Genomic DNA, 15,001 nt, shown 5'->3' with positions numbered 1-15,001 from the left:
GGATCGAGCGCCGGGAGCGGGACGTCCGTCGGTGGCCCCCGCCTTCGGGCGGGCGCCACCCCGTGACAAGCGCCGCCATCCCCGGCACAGCATCCGCATGATCGAAACCACGCGCGAAGGGCCGCTCGCCCTTGTCACGCTCCACCGGCCCGATGCGCGCAATGCGCTGTCGATCGCCGGCTGGGAATCGCTTGCCGCTGCCGTGCGCGAGATCGCGGCGAGCGACGCTCGCGTCGTCCTGCTGCGTTCGGCGGTTCCGCTGGTCTTCACTGCCGGCGCCGATCTCGGCGAGTTCGAGCTGCTCCGCCAGCGCCCGATCGTCCGTACGCGTTTCCGCATCGCCATGCGTGATGCGATCGATGGCCTCGCCGCGCTCCCCATTCCGGTGATCGCAGCGATCGACGGCGGCTGCTACGGCGCGGGCGTGGCGCTGGCGCTCGCCTGTGACCTGCGCGTCGCCGGCGCGGGCGCGCAATTCGCGGTGACGCCCGCCAAGCTCGGCCTCGGCTACCCGCGCGAAGATGTCGCCCGGCTCGTGGCGCAGGTGGGGAAAGGGCAGGCGGCGCGACTGCTCTATTCGGCCGAGATCCTCGAAGCGCCCGAAGCCGCGGCGATCGGCCTCGCCGAAATCGCCACCGAGGAGGCCGAGCCGCTCGCACGCGTCTTCGCCGATCGCATCGCCGCCAATGCGCCGGTGGCGATCCGCCTGCTCAAGCGCGCGCTCGCCGATCCCGCCGATGAAGCGCTCGACGATGCGTTCGAGGCGCGCTTCGGCAGCGACGAATTCGCCGAGGGGCTCGATTCCTTCCGCAACCGCCGCCGGCCGCGCTTCGCATGACCGCGGCCGAAGTGCTCGAAGGCGCCGTGCGCGACCTGCTGCTGCTCTGCGACCATGCCTCGGCGGAAACAGTCCCCGATATCCCGATCGCGCCCGATCTGCTCGCCCGACACATCGGCGTCGATATCGGCGCTGGCGCCGTCACGCGCCTGCTCGCGCACCGGCTCGGCGCGCCGGCGGTTCTCGCCACCATTTCGCGCCTCGTGATCGACCTCCACCGCGAGCCCGATCACTCGAAGCTGGTGCCCGAGGAAAGCGACGGTCATGCGATCCCGGCGAATGTCGGCGCCGATCGCTTCGCCCGCATCGCGCGCTTCCACGCGCCCTATCATCGTGCGATCGCCGCGCGGATTCGCGCCGTCCGCCCGAAGCTGATCCTCGCGATCCACAGCTTCACGCCGCAGCTCGAAGCAGGCGGCACCCAGCGGCCGTGGGAAATCGGCGTGCTCTACAATCGCGATTCGCGTGCCGCGCGCCCGGCGCTCGACTGGCTGCACGGCCAGGGGTTCACCGTCGGCGACAACGAACCCTATTCGGGGCGTCAGTTCAACGCGACGCTCAACCGTCATGCCGAGGCGCAGGGCATCCCTTCGATCGCGATCGAAATCCGCAACGATCTGATCGCCGACGATACCGGCGCCGAACGCTGGAGCGCGGTGCTCGCCGAGCTTGCGACACATCTTCTGCGTAATAGTCTTGCGTCGGAGGCGTCATCCGCGACATAGGCTGTCGCGCCATGACCAATCGCTTCGACAAATCCCGCCTTCCGAGCCGCCACGTCTCCGTCGGACCCGAGCGCGCCCCGCATCGCAGCTATTATTACGCCATGGGCATCGACGAGGCGGACATCGCCAAGCCCTTCGTCGCGCTGGCGAGCGCCGGCAACGACAGCGCGCCCTGCAACACCACGCTCGATGCCCAAGCGAACGCCGCCCGCGAAGGCGTGATCCAGAACGGCGGCATGCCCCGGCGGTTCAACACGATCACCGTCACCGACGGGATCGCGATGGGGCATCAGGGGATGAAATCCTCGCTCGTCAGCCGCGAAGTGATCGCCGATTCGGTCGAACTGTCGGTGCGCGGTCATTGCTACGACGCGCTGGTCGGTTTCGCCGGATGCGACAAGTCGCTGCCCGGGATGATGATGGCGATGCTGCGGCTCAATATCCCGTCTATCTTCGTCTATGGCGGATCGATCCTCCCGGGCCGCTATCGCGGCAAGGACGTCACCGTCGTCGACGTGTTCGAAGTCGTCGGCCGCTATGCCGCCGGGACCTGTCCGCTGTCCGAAGTCCATGAGCTCGAAAAGGTCGCTTGTCCCGGACATGGCGCGTGCGGTGGTCAGTTTACTGCAAATACCATGGCCTGCGTCGGAGAGGCGATCGGATTGTCCCTGCCAAACAGCAACATGGTGCCCGCTCCTTATACTACGCGTGAACAGATCGCAGTCGCCGCGGGCGCGCAGGTGATGGAGCTGGTCGAGCGCAATCTGCGCCCGCGCGACATCTGCACCCGCGCGGCCTTCGTCAACGCCGCGCGCGTCGTCGCCGCCACCGGCGGCTCGACCAACGCCGCGCTCCACCTGCCGGCGATGGCCAGCGAGGCGGGTATCGAATTCGACTTGTTCGATGTTGCAGAGGCTTTCAAATCAACGCCTTACATCGCCGACCTCAAGCCCGGTGGCACCTATGTCGCCAAGGACATGCATGAAGCCGGCGGCGTCTACATGCTGATGAAGACGATGCTGGCGGGCGGCTTCCTCGACGGCGAGTGCATGACCGTCACTGGCAAGACGCTGGGCGAGAACATCGATCAGGTGACGTGGAACCCCGATCAGAAGGTGATCCACGATGTCCGCACCCCGCTGTCGCCCACCGGCGGTGTGGTCGGCCTGCGCGGCACGCTGGCGCCCGACGGGGCCATCGTGAAGGTGGCGGGGATGCACCGGCTCCAGTTCGAAGGGCCTGCCCGGGTGTTCGATTGCGAGGAGGATGCGTTCGCGGCGGTCGAGCAGCGGCGGATCGTCGAGGGCGAAGTCGTTGTCATTCGCTACGAGGGGCCTCGGGGCGGTCCCGGCATGCGCGAGATGCTGTCGACCACCGCCGCACTCTATGGCCTCGGCATGGGTGAGAAGGTTGCGCTCATCACCGACGGCCGCTTCTCCGGCGCTACGCGCGGATTCTGCATCGGCCATGTCGGGCCCGAGGCAGCCGAAGGCGGCCCGATCGCGTTGGTCGAGGATGGCGATATCATCCGCATCGATGCCGAAGCCGGGACGATCGACCTCGACCTGCCCGACGACGTGCTCGCGCAGCGCCGCGCCGCCTGGCGCCCGCGCGTCAACGACTATCAGGCAGGCGCCCTGTGGCGCTATTCGCAAACGGTCGGCCCGGCCTATAGGGGGGCGGTCACGCACCCGGGAGCCAGCGCCGAAACCCATGTCTACGCGGATATCTGACCGACTGGATTCCACGCTTTCGTCATCATTGGCCGGGGCGGCCCGCCGGGGCGCGGGCGCGGCGGCGCATCCGCTCCGCGCCGGCGTTCTGCTGGGCGCCATCCTGCTGGCCGGCTGCGAAGTGCCGCTGCCCGACAAGGCGGCGCAGGCCGCGGCGAAAGAACATCGTGCCGCCATGGCGTCGGACGAGGGCAGGATCGTCTGTTCGCCGCCCGGCACGAGCGGATTCGCCCCGGTCTGCACGGTGGACCGGGTGCAGTCGCAGGACGGACTTTTTCTCACGCTGCGGCACCCCGATGGCGGCTTCCGCCGGCTGCTCGTGACTCGCGACGGCCGCGGCGTCGTCGCCGCCGATGGTGCCGAGCCTGCGCTGGTGATCCCGCGCAGCGAGACCGAGATCGAAGTCGCGCTCGGCGGCGCCCGTTATCGGCTTCCCGCCACTGTGAACTCCAGGGCGCTGCCATGATGCGGATTCCGTCCGGCGCTCCGATCCTGACTGCCGCGGCGATGGTCGCCGCCGAACAGGCGGTGTTCGCGTCGGGCGTGTCGCAGGAAGCGCTGATGGAGCGTGCCGGTGCCGCCGTCGCGCGCGAGGCGGCGCGCTTCGCCGTCGGTCGCCATGTGCTCGTCCTCGCCGGCCCCGGCAACAACGGCGGGGACGCCTATGTCGTCGCGCGGCATCTCGCCGAGGCCGGCTGCGACGTCGAGGTTGCCGCGCTCGGAGCCCCGAAGGCGGGCGCCGCAGCCGCGATGCGCGCACGCTGGGCCGGGCCGACGGTGGCCTTGATCGACGCCCGGCCGCGCCGGTTGCTTATCGACGGGCTGTTCGGCACCGGCATGACACGTCCGCTCGACGAGGACGTCGCCGAAGCGCTCGCACGTCTCGTCGCCGCTGCCGATTTCGCGCTCGCGATCGACGTGCCGAGCGGTCTCGATACCGACAGCGGCGCTACGCTCGGCGCACCGCGCGGAATCGGCGCCACCGTGGCACTCGGCGCGCTCAAGCCAGCGCATCTGCTCGGCGACGGGCTCGAACGCTGCGGCCATCTCTTTCTTGCCGATATCGGCGTTCCCGTTGCCGGCGACTGGCGCACGGCCGCGCGGCCGCGCATCGCGCCGCCGGCAGTGCACGCGCACAAATATACGCGCGGGCTGGTCGTCGTGCTCGAAGGCGCGATGCCCGGCGCCGCCCGGCTCGCGGCGCGTGCGGCGCTCGCGGGTGGGGCGGGCTATTGCATCCTGACGGGAAAGCAGGTGGAGCAGGGTGGCCCCGACGCGCTCGTCCGCCGCACCGTCTCGAACGTCGAGGAGCTGCGCGCCCTCCTCGACGATGATCGCATCGCCGCGCTCGTCGCCGGGCCCGGCCTGGGGCGCGACTCATGGGCCCGCACGCTGCTGGCGGAGGCGCTACGTTCCCCGCACCCGCTGGTGCTCGACGGCGATGCGCTCACCCTGGTTGGCAGCGACGGTCTCGATGCGGTGCGCGAACGAGCAGCGCGGCTCTGGCTCACGCCGCACACGGGCGAGTTCGATCGGCTGTTCGGCTCGGGGGAGGGCAGCAAGATCGAGCGGACGCTCGCGGCCGCCCGCGATACTGGCGCGACGATCCTCCACAAGGGCGGCGACACGGTCGTCGCCACGCCGCAGGGGCAGGTGCGGGTGCTCGCCGGAGCCTCTTCCTGGCTGTCCACCGCCGGCACCGGTGACGTCCTCGCCGGGCTGCTTGCCGCGTGGCTGCCGCACGGCCATGACGCCGCGGCCGAGGCGGCGGTCTGGCTTCACGGCCGCGCCGCCCAACGCGCCGGCCCCGCCTTTCACGCCGACACGCTCATCCCCCATATCCCGGAAGCGATCGCCGAATGCCTGTGAACGACGCCGCGCCCGAGGCTGGAGACATCGTCCGCGTCGCGGCGCGCGGCGACGGCGTGACGCGCGACGGACGCCATGTGCCGCTCGCCGCGCCGGGCGACCGGCTGCGCGCCGACGGCAGCGTTCAGCCGGGTCCGCACCATCGCGCGCCGCCCTGCCGCCATTTCCCCGACTGCGGCGGCTGTCAGCTCCAGCATCTCGACGATGCGAGCTGGAGCGACTTCATCGTCGACAGGATCGCCGGAGCGCTCGCCCAGCACGGCCTCTCGGCTCCGATCCGCACGCCGCAGCTCTCGCCCCCGAACACGCGCCGCCGCGCCACGCTCCATGCCGAGCGGCGCGGCCGTCAGGTCCATCTCGGCTTTACCGAGCAGGGCAGCCACCGTCTCATCGACATTGCCGAATGCCATGTCCTCGCGCCCGAGCTGTTCGCGCTGATCGCGCCGCTGCGGGGGCTGCTCGCGGCGATGCTGCCCGCATCGGGCCGTTCCGACGTTCACCTCGCCTGCACCGATCAGGGCGTCGACGTGCGCATCGGCCGAATCGCTGACGACAGCCTCGCCGCCGCCGAAGCGATCACTGCCTTCGCCTATCGCCACGGCCTCGCCCGGCTCGCGATCGACGACGGCTATGGCGCGCAGCCGCGCTGGGAGCCCGAGCCGGTTACGGTGACGCTCGGCGGCGTGCCGGTGCCGTTCCCCGGCGGTTCTTTCCTTCAGGCGACGGCGGAGGGCGAGGCGGCGCTGGTCGCTGCGGTGCGCGAAGCCGTAAGGGAAGCGAGCAAGATCGCCGATCTCTTCGCGGGTCTCGGCACCTTCGCCTTGGCCTTCCCAGAAGCGCGCGTCTATGCGGCCGAAGGCGCGCGCGAGCCGATCCTCGCGCTCAAGTCCGCCGCCGCAGGCGCGCGCCGCCAGCTCTTCGCCGATCATCGCGACCTGTTCCGCCGCCCTGTCGCGCCGAAGGACCTCGACCATTTCGATGCGGTGGTCCTCGATCCGCCGCGTGCCGGCGCCAAGGAGCAGATAGCCGAAATCGCCGCGTCGGCAGTTCCCATCGTCGCCTATGTTTCGTGCAATCCCAGCACCTTCGCGCGCGACGCCGAGACTCTGTGCAAGGGCGGCTATCGGCTCGAGTGGATCCAGCCCGTCGGCCAGTTCCGCTGGTCGACTCACGTCGAGCTGGCGGCGCAGTTCAGTCGGTAAGACTGTCTCCGGGATACACTGCCCGCACGAAGAACAGCCCGTCCGGCGGCGCGTTCAGCCCCAGCGCGGCGCGGTCCTTCGCCTCCAGCGCCGCGCGCATGTCCTCGGGCGTCCATTGCCCTTGCCCCACCAGCACCAGGCACCCGACCATCGAGCGCACCTGATGATGCAGGAACGAGCGCGCGGCCGCCGCCACGAACACGCGGTCCCCCGCGCGTGTCACTTCCAGCCGATCGAGCGTCTTTTCGGGGCTCTGCGCCTGGCAATGCGCCGATCGGAAGGTGGTGAAGTCATGGCGTCCCACCAGCACCGCTGCGGCTTCCTGCATCGCCGCCACGTCGAGCGGCCGCGCCACCTGCCACGCCAGCCCCTTCTCCCAGGTCAGCGGCGCGCGTCGATTGACGATCCGATACTCATACGCACGGCCGACACACGAAAAGCGCGCGTGCCAGTCGTCCGCCACCGCCTCGCACGCCAGTACCGCCACCGGATCGGGCCGCAGTCGTGCATTGAGCGCTTCCATCAGCCGGAACGCCGCGATCGGCTTGGCGATGTCGAGATGCGCGCGCATCGCCAGTGCATGGACGCCGGCATCGGTGCGCCCCGCGCCGTGCACCACGGCCCGCTCGCCAGTGACGGCGAAGGCAGCCGCCTCGATCGCCGCCTGCACGCTCGGCCCATGATCCTGCCGCTGCCAGCCCAGGAACGGCCGCCCGTCGAATTCGATCGTCAGCGCGAAGCGGGTCACGCCAGCACGCTGCCCGGCGGGATCGCGAAGCCGCGCAGCAGCTCGCCGGCCTGCATCACGCCGCGTCCGGCGCGCTGCACCGTCACCGGGCGGATCGCGCCACAGCCGCAGGCGATCGTCAGTGCATCGTCGAGCACGGTGCCAGGCGCGCCGTTGCCCTCGACCACTTCCGCCGCATGCACGCGCACGCGCTCGCCTGCGAATTCGAAATACGCGCCCGGCGCCGGATTGAACGCGCGCACCTGCCGCTCGACCGCATCGGCGCGCTGCGCGAAGTCGAGCCGCGCCTCGGCCTTGGCGATCTTGGGCGCATGGGTGACGCCGTGCTCGGGCTGCGGCACCGGCGGATGCGCGCCGGGGTCTGCGAGTACCGTCACCATCAGCCGCGCGCCCGTCGCCGCCAGTTCCTCGGTCAGTTCGCCTGCCGTCTTGGCGTCGATCGGCGTGCGCGCCTCCAGCCGCACCGGCCCGGTGTCGAGTCCCGCCTCCATCTGCATGATGCCGACTCCGGTTTCGGCATCGCCCGCCAGGATCGCGCGCTGGATCGGCGCCGCCCCGCGCCAGCGCGGCAGCAGCGAGGCGTGAATGTTGAGGCACCCCAGCCGCGGCGCGTCGAGCACCGCGCGCGGCAGGATCAGGCCATAGGCGGCGACCACCGCCGCATCGGCGTGGAGCGCGGCGAACGCCGCCTGCGCCTCGGCATCCTTCAGCGACACCGGCGTGCGCGTCGCTATCCCCAGCGCCTCGGCGCGCGCCTGCACCGGCGAGGGAGTCAGCGCCTTGCCGCGTCCCGCGCGCCGCGGCGGCTGGCTGTATGCCGTAACGATCTCGTGCCCGGCCTCGACCAGCGCGTCGAGTACCGGCACGGCAAAGCCGGGCGTTCCCATGAAGACGATTTTCATGGCGCGTGCCTATGCGGCGGAAGGGAGGGTTCGCAACCCGGCATCGCTTCGTGGTCAATTCCCTTCGCCGCGCGAAACTCCTATCTCCCGGCCATGGCCTCTCCCGAAATCGACGCGCTCACCCAGGCGCTTTCCCGACTGCCCGGCCTCGGCCCCCGCTCGGCGCGCCGCGCGGTGCTGCACTTGCTCAAGAAGCGCGAAACGGCGCTCGAGCCGCTGCTCGCCGCGCTGGGGGCGGTTTCGGAAAAGCTCGCCACCTGTTCGATCTGCGGCAATGTCGACACCACCGATCCCTGCGGCATCTGCGCCGATCCGCGGCGCGAGGGGCGGGCGCTCTGCGTGGTCGAGGAAGTCGCCGATCTCTGGGCGCTCGATCGCTCGCGGCTGTTCCCGGGCAAGTTCCATGTGCTCGGCGGCCGGCTCTCGGCGCTCGACGGCGTGCGGCCCGAGGATCTCGCGATCGACGGCCTCGTCCGCCGCATCGCGCAGGGCGGAATCGACGAAGTCGTCCTCGCGATGAACGCCACGCTGGAGGGGCAGACCACCGCGCATTACATCGCCGAGCGGATCGAAACCTACCCCGTACGCGTCACGCAACTCGCCCATGGCCTGCCGGTGGGGGGCGAGCTCGACTATCTCGACGAAGGCACGCTCGCCCAGGCGCTCCGCGCGCGCCGCCCGGTCGCCTGAGGCAAGGCGCGGCCCTGCCTGGAGCGGAGCGGAACCTCGTCCGTCCCGAGCGAAGGCGAGGGACGTGCCGCACACGTAACGCCATCTGGACTCGACCGCGCCCGCCTCGCCGCCTTGCAGGCGGCACCGATTGATTCGCCGCGACTAAGTCCCTAAATCGCGGGCATGGCGATCCTACCCATCCTCGAAGTGCCCGATCCCCGTCTGAAGACCGTCTCGACTCCCGTCGAAACGGTGGACGACGATGTCCGCAAGCTGATCGACGACATGTTCGATACGATGTACGCCGCGCCCGGCATCGGCCTCGCCGCGATTCAGGTGGGCGTGCCCAAGCGGATCGTCGTGATGGATCTGCAGGAGGAAGAGGACGAGGAAGGCAAGCCGATCCGCGATCCGCGCGTTTTCATCAATCCCGAGATTCTCGATCCCGCCGAAGAGATGTCGACCTATACCGAGGGCTGCCTCTCGGTCCCCGATCAGTTCGCCGACGTCGATCGTCCCGCCCGCTGCCGCGTGAAATGGCTCGATGCGCAGGGCGAAGCGCATGACGAGATCTTCGAAGGCCTGCTCGCCACCTGCATCCAGCACGAGATGGACCATCTCGAAGGCATTGTCTTCATCGACCATCTCTCGCGGTTGAAGCGCCAGATGATCCTGAAAAAGCTCGAAAAGGCCCGCAAGGCCGCGGCTTGAGCCGAAGGGCCGGCCGTCGGTCCCGACACCGGCCCTCCATTTCCGGTCAGAACGTCTCCAGCGCGGCCTTGCAGTCGCGGGCGCATTCGCGGCACATCTGCGCGCAGCGGCGGCAATGGTCGTTGTCGTGCTTCTCGCACTCCGCCGCGCAGGTCTCGCACGCCTGGATACAGAGGCGCAGCGTCGCCTGGATGAGTTCCTCGTTGCTCGCTGTCCGCCGAGTCGCGATCCTGTAGGTCGCGGTGCAGACGTCCGAACAGTCGAGGCAGAGGCGGATGCACCGCCGCATGTCCATTTCCTCGGCCATGCACGCATCGGCACAGCTGTTGCAGATGGCTGCGCAGAACATCGCGTGGCGTACCGCCGTCGCTAGCGGTTCGTTCAGATTGCCCGCCACATCGGGATGGGCCTTGATCATCTCTGCGATCGACATCGCTTTCTCTCCTTGCTCAGGGGTCTGTCGCGCTCCCAACGGAGGCGTTCCGAGGCGAGTTCCGGCGTGTGCGCAGAAAGGGCTGTCCTACACGCGTCGTTCCAGCTATGTTCCCGTTATCCTGTGCTCTCTCGCGCGGGCGCGCGCAGGGGCGCGTCCGCGCGCGGAGGTGCGACCTTAGTGAAACCTTCGGGAGATTTGCGTGGGTTTTGAAACCGTCCTGATCGTCGCCGGCGCGCTGCTGCTCGGCCTTGCGCTCGGCTGGTTCCTCGGCAGCCGCGGCGAAGCGAAGATGCGGGTCGAGCGCGACAAATGGGAAGGCGAGTTCCGCGCCGCCGCCGCCGATCTGGGCCGCGCGCAGACCGACCTCGCGACGCTCAAGGCGGAAACGACCGGCATGGAGGCGCGCTTTGCCGAACTCGCCACGCGCGTGCTCGGCGAAGCGCAGAAGAATTTCCTCGAGCGTGCCGATCAGCGGTTCAACCAGGCGGGCGAGAAGAGCGAGGAAAAGCTCAAGGCGCTGCTCGATCCGGTGCGCGAGACGCTCAAGCGCTACGAGGATGGACTGACTCGCGTCGAGAAGGAGCGCGAGGGCAGCTATCGCGAGCTGCGCGAAGCCGTGAAGACGCTTCATCTCGGTCACACCCAGGTCCGCGACGAGACCGCGCGGCTGGTCAATGCGCTCCGTTCGAGCCCCAAGGCGCGCGGGCGCTGGGGCGAGCAGAGCCTCAAGAACGTCCTCGAACATGCCGGGCTCAGCGCGCATGTCGATTTCCGCACCGAAGTGTCCGTCGATACCGAGGACGGGCGTTTGCGTCCCGATGTCGTCGTCAACCTGCCCGGCGGGCGCAAGCTCATCATCGACGCCAAATGCTCGCTCAACGCCTATCTCGACGCCAGCGAGGAAGTCGATGACGAGGCGCGCCGCGCACATCTCAAGGCGCATGCCGGCGCGATCCGCAACCATGCCCAGCAGCTCGGCTCGAAAAGCTATTGGGAACGGTTCGGCGACGCGGCCGACTATGTGATCCTCTACATTCCCGGCGAGCATTTCCTCACCGCTGCGCTCGAGCAGGACGAGGCGCTGTGGGAATGGGCGTTCGAGCGCAAGGTGCTGCTCGCCACGCCGACCAATCTGGTCGCGATCGCGCGCACCGTCGCCAGCGTCTGGCGGCAGGAGAAGATCGCCGAGCAGGCCGCCGAGATCGCCGCGCTCGGCAAGGAGCTGCATTCGCGGCTGGCGACGATGGGCGGCCACGTCACCAAGCTCGGCCGCAATCTCGAACTCGCTGGCAACGCCTATAACGCGATGGTCGGCAGCCTGGAGAGCCAGGTCTTCACTCAGGCCCAGCGGTTCGAGGCGCTGGAAGTCGCGACCGGCGCCAAGCGGATCGAGGCGCTGCCGGTCGTCGAAACCACGCCGCGCCCGCTGACGAAGCTCGCCCCCGCCGGTGACGGCGACGACGCTTCGCGGGCCGCTGAATAGCGATCAGCGGCGCGGGCGCGGGGCAGGGGCCTCGGGCGCCAGCACGATCCGGCGTCCGTCGCGCGCGGTCATCACCAGCTTTTCGGCGCGGTTGGTGGTGACGCTCAGCGACTGGCCCAGGATCTCGACGATCGCGGCTTCCTGCCGCATCGCCGGGCCGGGGCAGGCCATCCGGGTCTGGTTCAGCCGGCCGATGTTCAGCCGGCCGCCGTCGAAGCGGAAGCTGCCCGAAAGCCGGTTGCAGCCGCCGGTGCCGGTGACGCGGCCCTGCTCGAAGCGCAGCGTCGCCTCGGGTCCGCGCAGCGGCCGGCCGTCGATCGCTTCGACGCGCCACGTGCCGTCGATGATCGCCGAGCGGTCGTGCCCGGCGCGCGGCGTCCCGCCGCAGCCGCGCCAGTTCGTCCGGCCGGTGCGCACCGTCACCGTGTCGGGATAGCGCCGGTCGCTCATTCCGTCGTTGCAGGGGATGTGGGTGATGTCGACGGTGATCTGCGGCGTCTCGTAGCGGGTGCCGTTGATCCCGATGATCGGTCGCGGCTTGGCGACCGTCACCGGGCGCCGGCCCGGCGCATCGAACCGCATCGTCCGCGTGTCGATCGTCACCGACCAGAACGGCTCGGTGCCCAGTGCCCGATAGCCGTCGCCGCGCCGCTCCTGGGCATGCGCCGAAACGGCTGCGGTGCAGGCCAGCGCGGCGGCGGCGATCGTCAACATGGTACGCATCACGGTGTCTCCCTTCGAGCCACGGGTCGCACCGCCCGGCTGAACGCCGGCTTGCCGGATCAGCGTCGCCGCTGGTTCAGCACCTCATAGGCCATCACTGCGGTAGCGACCGCGGCGTTCAGGCTGTCGGCCTTGCCGAGCATCGGGATCTTGACCAGCAGGTCGCATGCCGCTGCCATTGCGTCCGGCATGCCCTGCGCCTCGTTGCCGGTCAGCAGGAAGGTGGGGGCTTCGTAGCGCGGCGCCTGATAGTCGAATTCGGTATCGAGGCTCAGGCCGACGAGTTGCCCCGGCCCGGAGCGCAGCCACGCCTCGAACGCCGCCCATTCGGTACGGGCGACCGGCACGGTGAACAGCGCGCCCATGCTGGCCCGCACCGCCTCGACCGAAAAGGGATCGACACATTCGCCGATCAGGATCAGCCCGCCGGCGCCCACTGCGTCCGCGGTCCGCAGGATCGTCCCGAGGTTGCCCGGATCGCGCAGCCGCTCGGCGACCAGCCAGATCGGTGCCCGATCCCGGTCGAGCTGGTCGAGCGCCACCGCGAACTCGGCATAGACGCCGACGACCGCGCCCGGATTGTCCTTGCCCGAGAGCTTGGAAAGGATGTCGGCCGTCGTCTCGATTGCCTCGCCGCCCGCCGCCTCGGTCGCCTCGACCAGCGCCGTCACCAGCGGGTGGCCCGCCATGTCGCCGGCGTAGAAGAGATGCTCGGGCAGCCGGCCGGCTTCGCGCGCTTCGGTCAGGATGCGCAGCCCTTCGGCCAGGAACTGCCTGGCGTCGCGCCGGTGCCGCTTCTCGCGCAGCTGGCGGACATGCTTGACCAGCGGATTGGAAAAGGCGGTTATGCTGCGCGGCATCGGAAGTGCCTCTTGGCCGGGTGCCGCCGCCGCCGCAAGGGGGCCGTCGCGCCGGCTTCAATCCTCGCCGAAGCGATCCTGGACGAGCTGCGCCAGTGCGTCCACTGCCGCCTCGGCGCCGTCGCCCTCGGCATGAATGACGATCGAATCGCCCTTGGCAGCGCCCAGCATCATCAGCCCCATGATCGACGTCGCGGTCACGGCCGTGCCGTCCTTCTCGACCGTCAGCGCCACCGGCTGGGCCGAAGCGAGCGTGACGAACTTGGCGCTGGCGCGGGCATGCAGGCCCCTGCGGTTCTCGATCCGGACCGTTCGGCGCGCGGCGGTCACGCGGCGGCTTCCCCGAGCACTTCGGAGGCGACGGTGATATATTTCCTGCCTGCCTCGCGGGCCGCGGCGACCGCCTCGGTGACCTTCATCGTCTTGCGGGCGCCGCCCAGCCGGATCAGCATCGGCAGGTTGATTCCGGCGATCACTTCCACCTTGCCCGTCTCCATCAGCGAGATGGCAAGGTTCGAAGGCGTGCCGCCGAACAGGTCGGTCAACAGCACCACGCCGCGTCCGGTGTCGACCTTCTGGATCGCTGCCGCGATGTCGCTGCGCCGCTCCTCCATGTCATCCTCGGGGCCGATGCAGATCGTGGCGATCGCCTCCTGCTTGCCGACCACATGTTCCATGGCGACGACGAATTCCTCCGCCAGCCGGCCATGGGTCACGAGTACCAATCCGATCATTCAGAATTCATCCCGTTCACCCCGCCTGCGGACGCCCTTCGAGCGAGTCCTGCGGGGCGGTCTGCAGATCGCGATGCGTGACCGTGGGCGAAAATCCGGCCGCGCGCAACCGCTGCGCCATCTCCTCGGCGACATGCACCGAACGATGTCTCCCGCCGGTACAGCCGAACGCCACGGTCACATATGCCTTCCCCTCGGCATCATAGCGGGGGATCAGCAAGCGCAGCAGCGATTCGATCTGATCGAGGGCGGGCGGGTACGCGGGATCGGCGATCACATAGTTCGCGACCGACGCATCCTTGCCCGTGCCGGGGCGCAGCGAATCGACCCAGTGCGGATTGCGCAGGAAGCGCATGTCGAACACCAGATCGGCGTTGCGCGGTAGCCCCCGTGCAAAGCCGAACGAGACGATCGACAGCGTCGTGCCGATCGCATCCTCGGAAAAGGTCGTGCGGATCTGCTGCGCGAGCTCGTTGGACGTCAGGTTGGTAGTGTCGATCAGCCGGTTCGACCACCGCCTGAGCGGCAGCAGAAGCTCGCGCTCGCGGGCGATGCCGTCGCTCGCCGGGCGGTCCTGCGCCAGAGGATGGCGCCGGCGTGTCTCCGAATAGCGGCGTTCGAGCTCGGCGCCCGAGCATTCGAGGAACAGCGTGCCGACGCCGTGGCCATGCTCTTCCTGAAGCTTCTTGATGCGGCGCACGATGCTCTCCGGATCGAAGCCGCGGGTGCGGGTGCCGATTCCGAGCGCCAGCGGCCGCTCGTCGCCATCGCTGCCCTCGGGAAGCGCGGTGTCGAGCAGGCGGTTCAGCAGCAGCAGCGGGAGATTGTCGACGACTTCCCAGCCGAGGTCCTCCAGCGTGCGCAGCACGGTTGATTTCCCTGCTCCCGACAATCCGGTCACCAACAGGATGCTCTTGCGGGATTGCCGGCTCATGCCGCCAACGTCCTGAGCGCGATCTCGACCTTGATCGGCGCGGAGGCCTCGAGCGCAGGCAGGGCGAGTTCGGGCACATCGATGCCCGCGATCCGGCGCGTGCTTGATCCCTCCGGCAGTCGGGGCGGCGTGTCGAGGATCGTCACCAGAAGGGCGACGGGGCAGTGTTCGACGTGCGGCATTTCGACGATGCCGATGCCGCGCACTTCGATCTTCCCTGCGATCGTCGGCGGCGGCGAGGCAAGCAGGATACCCGCATCGCGCCGGCACAGAGTATAGTCGTCGGACACCAGTGCCGCACCGCGGTCGATCAGACGCAGCGCGAGATCGGATTTGCCCTCGCCCGAAGAGCCTTCGATCAGCACGGCACGGCCGCCGATCGCGACGCAAGAGGCATGGAGCGTTTCGGACGATATTTCAGCCACATGGCA

The 15,001-nt window shown here is 69.3% G+C and carries 18 protein-coding genes; 9 read left to right on the top strand and 9 right to left on the bottom strand.

Features of this window, described 5'->3' with window-relative positions; genetic code table 11:
* Nucleotides 1-97 precede the first annotated feature (97 nt).
* Genes ACQ450_RS03455 through ACQ450_RS03430 form a run of 6 tightly spaced genes read left to right on the top strand, consistent with a single transcriptional unit; the run spans nucleotide 98 to nucleotide 6,367 of the window.
* Complete coding sequence (locus tag ACQ450_RS03455; RefSeq protein WP_431470518.1) at nucleotides 98-838, top strand: enoyl-CoA hydratase/isomerase family protein; 741 nt, start codon at nucleotides 98-100, stop codon at nucleotides 836-838.
* Nucleotides 835-1,563, top strand: coding sequence for an N-formylglutamate amidohydrolase (locus ACQ450_RS03450; RefSeq protein ID WP_431470517.1), 729 nt, complete (start codon nucleotides 835-837; stop codon nucleotides 1,561-1,563). The genes ACQ450_RS03455 and ACQ450_RS03450 overlap by 4 nt, the downstream gene beginning before the upstream one ends.
* Nucleotides 1,564-1,574: 11 nt before the next feature.
* Complete coding sequence (ilvD, locus tag ACQ450_RS03445; protein ID WP_431470516.1) at nucleotides 1,575-3,296, top strand: dihydroxy-acid dehydratase; 1,722 nt, start codon at nucleotides 1,575-1,577, stop codon at nucleotides 3,294-3,296.
* A 28-nt stretch (nucleotides 3,297-3,324) separates the two neighbouring features.
* Complete coding sequence (locus tag ACQ450_RS03440) at nucleotides 3,325-3,762, top strand: hypothetical protein (RefSeq protein WP_431470515.1); 438 nt, start codon at nucleotides 3,325-3,327, stop codon at nucleotides 3,760-3,762.
* Nucleotides 3,759-5,165, top strand: coding sequence for an NAD(P)H-hydrate dehydratase (locus ACQ450_RS03435; protein ID WP_431470514.1), 1,407 nt, complete (start codon nucleotides 3,759-3,761; stop codon nucleotides 5,163-5,165). Before ACQ450_RS03440 ends, ACQ450_RS03435 begins: the two co-directional genes overlap by 4 nt.
* On the top strand, nucleotides 5,156-6,367 hold the full coding sequence (locus ACQ450_RS03430; protein ID WP_431470513.1) for a class I SAM-dependent RNA methyltransferase: 1,212 nt from the start codon (nucleotides 5,156-5,158) through the stop codon (nucleotides 6,365-6,367). Before ACQ450_RS03435 ends, ACQ450_RS03430 begins: the two co-directional genes overlap by 10 nt.
* Here the strand turns inward: ACQ450_RS03430 and truA are convergent.
* Together truA and fmt are read right to left on the bottom strand one after the other, a co-directional pair.
* Nucleotides 6,357-7,115, bottom strand: coding sequence for a tRNA pseudouridine(38-40) synthase TruA (truA, locus tag ACQ450_RS03425; RefSeq protein WP_431470512.1), 759 nt, complete (start codon nucleotides 7,113-7,115; stop codon nucleotides 6,357-6,359). The two genes, ACQ450_RS03430 and truA, sit on opposite strands and share 11 nt — an antisense overlap.
* The gene (fmt, locus tag ACQ450_RS03420; protein ID WP_431470511.1) at nucleotides 7,112-8,017 is read right to left on the bottom strand and encodes a methionyl-tRNA formyltransferase; all 906 of its coding nucleotides are present in this window, start codon (nucleotides 8,015-8,017) and stop codon (nucleotides 7,112-7,114) included. Before fmt ends, truA begins: the two co-directional genes overlap by 4 nt.
* A 93-nt stretch (nucleotides 8,018-8,110) precedes the next feature.
* On the opposite strand from fmt, the gene recR reads away from it, so the two are divergent.
* Together recR and def are read left to right on the top strand one after the other, a co-directional pair.
* Nucleotides 8,111-8,707: a recombination mediator RecR gene (gene recR, locus ACQ450_RS03415; protein WP_431470510.1), complete on the top strand. Its 597-nt coding sequence runs from the start codon at nucleotides 8,111-8,113 to the stop codon at nucleotides 8,705-8,707.
* Nucleotides 8,708-8,872: 165 nt separating this feature from the next.
* The gene (gene def, locus ACQ450_RS03410; protein WP_431470509.1) at nucleotides 8,873-9,400 is read left to right on the top strand and encodes a peptide deformylase; all 528 of its coding nucleotides are present in this window, start codon (nucleotides 8,873-8,875) and stop codon (nucleotides 9,398-9,400) included.
* A gap of 46 nt (nucleotides 9,401-9,446) precedes the next feature.
* On the opposite strand, the gene ACQ450_RS03405 is transcribed toward def, so the two are convergent.
* The gene (locus tag ACQ450_RS03405; RefSeq protein WP_431470508.1) at nucleotides 9,447-9,833 is read right to left on the bottom strand and encodes a four-helix bundle copper-binding protein; all 387 of its coding nucleotides are present in this window, start codon (nucleotides 9,831-9,833) and stop codon (nucleotides 9,447-9,449) included.
* Between the two features lie 202 nt (nucleotides 9,834-10,035).
* Between ACQ450_RS03405 and ACQ450_RS03400 the strand changes: the two genes are divergently transcribed.
* Nucleotides 10,036-11,319, top strand: coding sequence for a DNA recombination protein RmuC (locus ACQ450_RS03400; protein ID WP_431470507.1), 1,284 nt, complete (start codon nucleotides 10,036-10,038; stop codon nucleotides 11,317-11,319).
* A gap of 3 nt (nucleotides 11,320-11,322) precedes the next feature.
* On the opposite strand, the gene ACQ450_RS03395 is transcribed toward ACQ450_RS03400, so the two are convergent.
* The 6 genes from ACQ450_RS03395 to ACQ450_RS03370 are packed head-to-tail and all read right to left on the bottom strand — an operon-like array spanning nucleotide 11,323 to nucleotide 14,995.
* On the bottom strand, nucleotides 11,323-12,042 hold the full coding sequence (locus ACQ450_RS03395) for an META domain-containing protein (RefSeq protein WP_431470506.1): 720 nt from the start codon (nucleotides 12,040-12,042) through the stop codon (nucleotides 11,323-11,325).
* A gap of 59 nt (nucleotides 12,043-12,101) precedes the next feature.
* On the bottom strand, nucleotides 12,102-12,902 hold the full coding sequence (locus ACQ450_RS03390) for a TrmH family RNA methyltransferase (RefSeq protein ID WP_431470505.1): 801 nt from the start codon (nucleotides 12,900-12,902) through the stop codon (nucleotides 12,102-12,104).
* Nucleotides 12,903-12,959: 57 nt separating this feature from the next.
* Entirely contained in the window at nucleotides 12,960-13,232 is a 273-nt protein-coding gene (locus ACQ450_RS03385) for an HPr family phosphocarrier protein (protein WP_431470504.1), read from the bottom strand.
* Nucleotides 13,229-13,636 (bottom strand): PTS sugar transporter subunit IIA, encoded by a 408-nt coding sequence (locus ACQ450_RS03380; RefSeq protein ID WP_188055115.1) that lies wholly within the window; start codon nucleotides 13,634-13,636, stop codon nucleotides 13,229-13,231. The genes ACQ450_RS03385 and ACQ450_RS03380 overlap by 4 nt, the downstream gene beginning before the upstream one ends.
* Before the next feature lie 16 nt (nucleotides 13,637-13,652).
* Nucleotides 13,653-14,570 (bottom strand): RNase adapter RapZ, encoded by a 918-nt coding sequence (gene rapZ / locus ACQ450_RS03375; protein ID WP_431470503.1) that lies wholly within the window; start codon nucleotides 14,568-14,570, stop codon nucleotides 13,653-13,655.
* The gene (locus tag ACQ450_RS03370) at nucleotides 14,567-14,995 is read right to left on the bottom strand and encodes an HPr kinase/phosphorylase (protein ID WP_188055113.1); all 429 of its coding nucleotides are present in this window, start codon (nucleotides 14,993-14,995) and stop codon (nucleotides 14,567-14,569) included. Before ACQ450_RS03370 ends, rapZ begins: the two co-directional genes overlap by 4 nt.
* Nucleotides 14,996-15,001 lie beyond the last annotated feature (6 nt).

The organism is Sphingosinithalassobacter sp. LHW66-3 (genome assembly GCF_050703275.1).
Lineage (GTDB): Bacteria > Pseudomonadota > Alphaproteobacteria > Sphingomonadales > Sphingomonadaceae > Sphingomonas.
This window is presented reverse-complemented; position numbering and strand designations above follow the sequence as displayed.

Coding starts and splice junctions, on each gene's coding strand:
- ACQ450_RS03455 (WP_431470518.1), top strand. CDS start 98: ATGATCGAAACCACGCGCGAAGGGCCGCTCGCCCTTGTCACGCTCCAC.
- fmt (WP_431470511.1), bottom strand. CDS start 8,017: ATGAAAATCGTCTTCATGGGAACGCCCGGCTTTGCCGTGCCGGTACTC.
- ACQ450_RS03450 (WP_431470517.1), top strand. CDS start 835: ATGACCGCGGCCGAAGTGCTCGAAGGCGCCGTGCGCGACCTGCTGCTG.
- rapZ (WP_431470503.1), bottom strand. CDS start 14,570: ATGAGCCGGCAATCCCGCAAGAGCATCCTGTTGGTGACCGGATTGTCG.
- ACQ450_RS03390 (WP_431470505.1), bottom strand. CDS start 12,902: ATGCCGCGCAGCATAACCGCCTTTTCCAATCCGCTGGTCAAGCATGTC.
- ACQ450_RS03405 (WP_431470508.1), bottom strand. CDS start 9,833: ATGTCGATCGCAGAGATGATCAAGGCCCATCCCGATGTGGCGGGCAAT.
- ACQ450_RS03435 (WP_431470514.1), top strand. CDS start 3,759: ATGATGCGGATTCCGTCCGGCGCTCCGATCCTGACTGCCGCGGCGATG.
- ACQ450_RS03395 (WP_431470506.1), bottom strand. CDS start 12,042: ATGCGTACCATGTTGACGATCGCCGCCGCCGCGCTGGCCTGCACCGCA.
- recR (WP_431470510.1), top strand. CDS start 8,111: ATGGCCTCTCCCGAAATCGACGCGCTCACCCAGGCGCTTTCCCGACTG.
- ACQ450_RS03430 (WP_431470513.1), top strand. CDS start 5,156: ATGCCTGTGAACGACGCCGCGCCCGAGGCTGGAGACATCGTCCGCGTC.
- ilvD (WP_431470516.1), top strand. CDS start 1,575: ATGACCAATCGCTTCGACAAATCCCGCCTTCCGAGCCGCCACGTCTCC.
- def (WP_431470509.1), top strand. CDS start 8,873: ATGGCGATCCTACCCATCCTCGAAGTGCCCGATCCCCGTCTGAAGACC.
- ACQ450_RS03380 (WP_188055115.1), bottom strand. CDS start 13,636: ATGATCGGATTGGTACTCGTGACCCATGGCCGGCTGGCGGAGGAATTC.